This window comes from Novosphingobium sp. KCTC 2891 (genome assembly GCF_025938155.1).
Classification (GTDB): Bacteria; Pseudomonadota; Alphaproteobacteria; order Sphingomonadales; family Sphingomonadaceae; genus Novosphingobium.
This window is the reverse complement of sequence record NZ_JAPCZG010000013.1, coordinates 78,820-82,829: the sequence shown is the minus strand read 5'-3', so window position 1 is coordinate 82,829 and position 4,010 is coordinate 78,820. Positions and strand designations below refer to the sequence as shown.

Annotated in this window: 3 protein-coding genes and 1 pseudogene; 1 reads left to right on the top strand and 3 read right to left on the bottom strand. The window is 67.3% G+C overall.

Annotation, left to right across the window (positions count from 1 at the left end):
* Window positions 1-334 (top strand): annotated as a pseudogene (locus OLX02_RS18180) (biotin synthase); the annotation flags it as partial.
* A 103-nt stretch (window positions 335-437) separates the two neighbouring features.
* On the opposite strand, the gene OLX02_RS18175 reads toward OLX02_RS18180, so the two are convergent.
* From OLX02_RS18175 to OLX02_RS18165, 3 genes are all read right to left on the bottom strand, one after another.
* Window positions 438-1,211, bottom strand: a complete 774-nt coding sequence (locus tag OLX02_RS18175; RefSeq protein WP_264425104.1) for an SDR family NAD(P)-dependent oxidoreductase — start codon at window positions 1,209-1,211, stop codon at window positions 438-440.
* Window positions 1,212-1,313: 102 nt separating this feature from the next.
* Window positions 1,314-2,747 carry an aldehyde dehydrogenase family protein gene (locus OLX02_RS18170; RefSeq protein ID WP_264425102.1) on the bottom strand — a complete coding sequence of 478 codons (1,434 nt, stop codon included), beginning with the start codon at window positions 2,745-2,747 and terminating at the stop codon, window positions 1,314-1,316.
* A gap of 26 nt (window positions 2,748-2,773) precedes the next feature.
* Window positions 2,774-3,889: an NAD(P)-dependent alcohol dehydrogenase gene (locus OLX02_RS18165; RefSeq protein ID WP_264425100.1), complete on the bottom strand. Its 1,116-nt coding sequence runs from the start codon at window positions 3,887-3,889 to the stop codon at window positions 2,774-2,776.
* Window positions 3,890-4,010 lie beyond the last annotated feature (121 nt).

The window sequence follows — 4,010 nt, the reverse complement described above, 5'->3', positions numbered from 1 at the left end:
CGTGCTGGGCGACATGCTGGCCGACACCCCGCTCGCCAAGATCGACGACATCGAGTTCGTCCGCACCGTGGCGGTGGCGCGCATCACCATGCCGCTGTCGATGGTCCGCCTCTCCGCCGGGCGTGAGAGCATGTCGGAAGCGACGCAGGCGCTGTGCTTCATGGCCGGCGCGAATTCGATCTTCACCGGCGACAAGCTGCTCACCGCCGCCAATGCCGGCGACGATGCCGACGCGGCGATGTTCGCCCGGCTGGGCCTGAAGCCCATGGAAGGCGAGGAGCCGCTGCGCGCCATGAAGGCCGTGGGCGGCTGCTCGGGCGGCTGCGCGGCCTGAACGTGGCCAGCGCCAGTAGAGGCCGGCGCTCCCCGGAACGCATCCGGTGCCGCGGCGGCGCGCATCGGGGCAAGGCGTAACCTCGCCCCGATGGCATCGTTGCTCAGCGGCCGTGCTGGCCGTCGTCCACCCGCACGCAGGTGCCCGTCACCGCGTCCGACGCGGGGCTGACGAGGAACAGCAGCGTCGAATCCAGCTGTGCCGGATCGCCCAGACGCTTGCGCGGCATATGCTGGCTGATGTCGCCCATGCGTTCGAGCATCCCGGCCAGCATTTCCGACTGGAAGGCCCCCGGCGCGATGGCGTTGACGTTGATGTGGTTGCGCGACCATTCGACCGCGAGCGTCTCGGTCAGGCGCACCACCGCCGCCTTGGTCACCGAATAGAGCGCCGCGCCGTTGCCGCTGTAATGGAACGCGGCTTCCGACGCGATGTTGACGATGCGGCCCGGCTGCTTCTTCTCGATCAGCCGCTTGGCGACTTCAACCGCCAGGATCCACGGCGCGCGCAGGTTGATGTCGAGCACGCGGTCGACCAGCTCCAGCTCCATCTTGTGCGCGCGCTGCGCGTCCGGAATGCCGGCGTTGTTGACCAGGATCGTCACCGTGCCGAGCGCCTCCTCGGCCTTGGCGACGGCGGCGACCAGATCCTCGGCCTTGGTCGCGTCCATCGCGATGGCCACGGCTTCCCCGCCGTTCGCGCGAATTTCCTCGGCCAGTGCTTCGAGCCTGTCGATGCGGCGCGCGGCAAGCGCCACCTTGGCGCCGCAAGCAGCCAGCACGCGCGCAAAGCGGAGGCCAAGGCCCGACGAGGCGCCGGTCACCAGCGCGACCTGTCCGGTCAGGTCGGTCGAGGTGTTGGGCAGCGGATATTCCATGACAATCGTCTCCCTCCGGCGGTCACGGATGCCGCGCCGCGGCTGTTGTTGGCAGGTATGTGAAAAGGCCGGCCCGCACGTTTGCGCGGGCCGGCCAAGGGATCAGGCCGTGAAGGCCGCGTTCTTGCGGCGCACCAGCGTCTGCGCATTGGTATATTCGAGCAGGCCTTCCAGCCCGCCTTCCACGCCCACGCCGGACTGCTTCATGCCGCCGAACGCCGCCAGCGGCGACAGGTGCTGCGTCTCGTTGACCCACACCGTGCCGGACTGGATACGCTGCGCCAGCTCAAACGCCTTTTCCTCGTCCTTCGACCAGACAGAGCCGCCAAGGCCATAATCGGTGGCATTGGCGCGGGCGATCACGTCGTCGTAATCGTCGAACTGGATGAGCGGCAGCACCGGGCCGAACTGCTCTTCCTGCACGATCCGGCTGTTCTCGGGCGGATTGTCGAGGATGGTGATCGGCACGAAATAGCCCGGAACGTCGGTCTTGTCCCCGCCCATCAGGAACTTGTAGCCCTTGTCCTTGGCGTCCTGGATCAGGTCGAGCACGCGGTCGTACTGGGCCTTGTTGTTGATCGGACCGATCTGCGTGCCCTGCTCGGCGCCGTCGCCCACCTTCACGGTCTTGGCGTAGGCGACGATCGCGTCGCGCAGCGGTTCATAGACATCCTTGTGGATGTACATGCGCTTGGTCGCGATGCAGATCTGGCCGTTGTTGGTGAAAGCAGCCCAGAACAGCTGCTCGGCCAGCTTCTCGACGTCGACGTCGGGCAGCACGATCGCGGCATCGTTGCCGCCCAGTTCCAGCGTCACGCGCTTCAGCGTCGGCGCGGCCGAGGCCATCACGCGGCGGCCGGTCGCGGTCGAGCCGGTGAAGCTGATCTTGTCGAAACCGGGGTGCCCGGTCATCCACGGACCGAGGTTATCGCCGCCGGTGACGACGTTCAGCACGCCCGCCGGCAGGATTTCCGCGGCCAGTTCAGCGAACTTGAGCGTGCACAGCGGGGTGAACGGCGAAGGCTTCAGCACCATGGTGTTGCCTGCCAGCAGCGCCGGAGCGACCTTGAACATGGCGAGGATCATCGGGAAGTTCCACGGCGCGATCGCACCGACCACGCCCAGCGGCACGTGGCGGGTGATCGAGATGCGCTCGTCCGAATCCTCGTTGACCGTCTCGGGCAGGTCGAGCGACGTGAACGCCTTGAGCCAGTAGCCCGCGCCCATGATCTCGCCCTGCGCCTCGGTGTGCGGCTTGCCCTGCTCGGTGGTCAGCAGGCGCATGAACCCGTCCAGATGCGCGAAGATCGCATCGCCCAGCGCATTGAGCTTGGCCTTGCGCTCCTCGATGGGAGTCGCCGCCCAGCCGGGGAACGCCTTGCGCGCCGCCGCGATCGCGGCATCGAGGTCCTCGGGCGTAGCGTCGGGAACCTTGGCGACCACTTCTTCGGTGGCCGGGTTGATCACATCGAGCGCCGCGCTGCCGGCCACGAATTCGCCACCGATCAGCATCTTGTAGGTATCGTTGAATTCCATCGGGATTCTCCGGTTGAAACAGGGTGTCAGGGGACCAGCACGACCTTGATGCACTCGCCGCGCGACTGCGCTGCGATGGCTTCGTTGATCTCGGCCAGCGGGAATGTCTTGATCAGGCGGTCGAAGGGGAACTTGCCTTGCGCGTGATAGGCCAGCAACTCGGGGATGAAGTCCTGCGGCTCGCTGTCGCCCTCGATGATGCCGATGATGCGCAGGCCCGGCGTCATCAGCGCAGTGATGTTCACCGTGATCGCGGCATCCGGCTGGTGCGGCACCCCGACCAGCCCGATCACCCCGTGCGGCGCCAGCGCGCCCAGCCCCGCCTCGATCACCGGCACCACCCCGGTGGTGTCGAGCGCGCTGTCCACGCCCAGCGGCAGGATCGCGCGGATCGCGCCGCCCAGATCGTCCACCGCCTTCGGGTCGATCACGTGGGTCGCGCCGAATTCCAGCGCGATCTCGCGCCGCGCCGCGACCGGCTCGACCAGGATGATCGTGCTGCACTTGCGGATAACCCCCGCCATGACCGCCGAAAGGCCCACCGGGCCGCCGCCGAACACCACGAGCGAGGAGCCCTCCTGCGCGTCCATCGAACGCAGCACAGCGCCCGCGCCGGTCTGGAACCCGCAGCCCAGCGTGCCGAGGTATTCGAGCGGCACGGTGACGCCTTCGGGCACTTTCACCACGTTGCGCGCGCGCGTGATCGCCAGCGCCGAGAACGAGGATTGCCCGAAGAAGTGCGAGGACATGCGCTCGTCGCCCTTCGAATAGGCGGTCGAACCGTCTTCCAGCCGAAGCCCGGCATAATTCAACGGCACGAACAGGTTGCAATAGCTCGGCAGGTGCTCGTCGCAGCGCGGGCAGCCGCCGCAGCTTGAAAAGCCGAGCATGACCTTGTCGCCCACGGCAAGGCCTTCCACGCCCTCGCCCACCGCCTCGATCACGCCGGCGCCCTCGTGGCCCAGCACGGCCGGCTTGGCGAACGTCTCGACCTGGTCGCGGAACACGAGATCGGTGTGGCACAGCCCCACCCCGGCGATCGCCACGCGCACTTCGCCCGCGCGCGGCGCGGCGACTTCGATCTGTTCGATGGTGAAATCGGCATTGGCGCCGCGCGCGACGGCGGCGGTGGAAACAGTCATCCCGAACTCCCGGTTCTTGGCCGGGCAAGCCCGGCAATACCGCCGAGGGAGGCGGCTCCCAATCTTTAAGCGATCAATTAAACGACGTCCAACGATTCCTTGCCGCTACGGCAAGCGGCAA

Coding starts and splice junctions, on each gene's coding strand:
- OLX02_RS18175 (WP_264425104.1), bottom strand. CDS start 1,211: ATGGAATATCCGCTGCCCAACACCTCGACCGACCTGACCGGACAGGTC.
- OLX02_RS18170 (WP_264425102.1), bottom strand. CDS start 2,747: ATGGAATTCAACGATACCTACAAGATGCTGATCGGTGGCGAATTCGTG.
- OLX02_RS18165 (WP_264425100.1), bottom strand. CDS start 3,889: ATGACTGTTTCCACCGCCGCCGTCGCGCGCGGCGCCAATGCCGATTTC.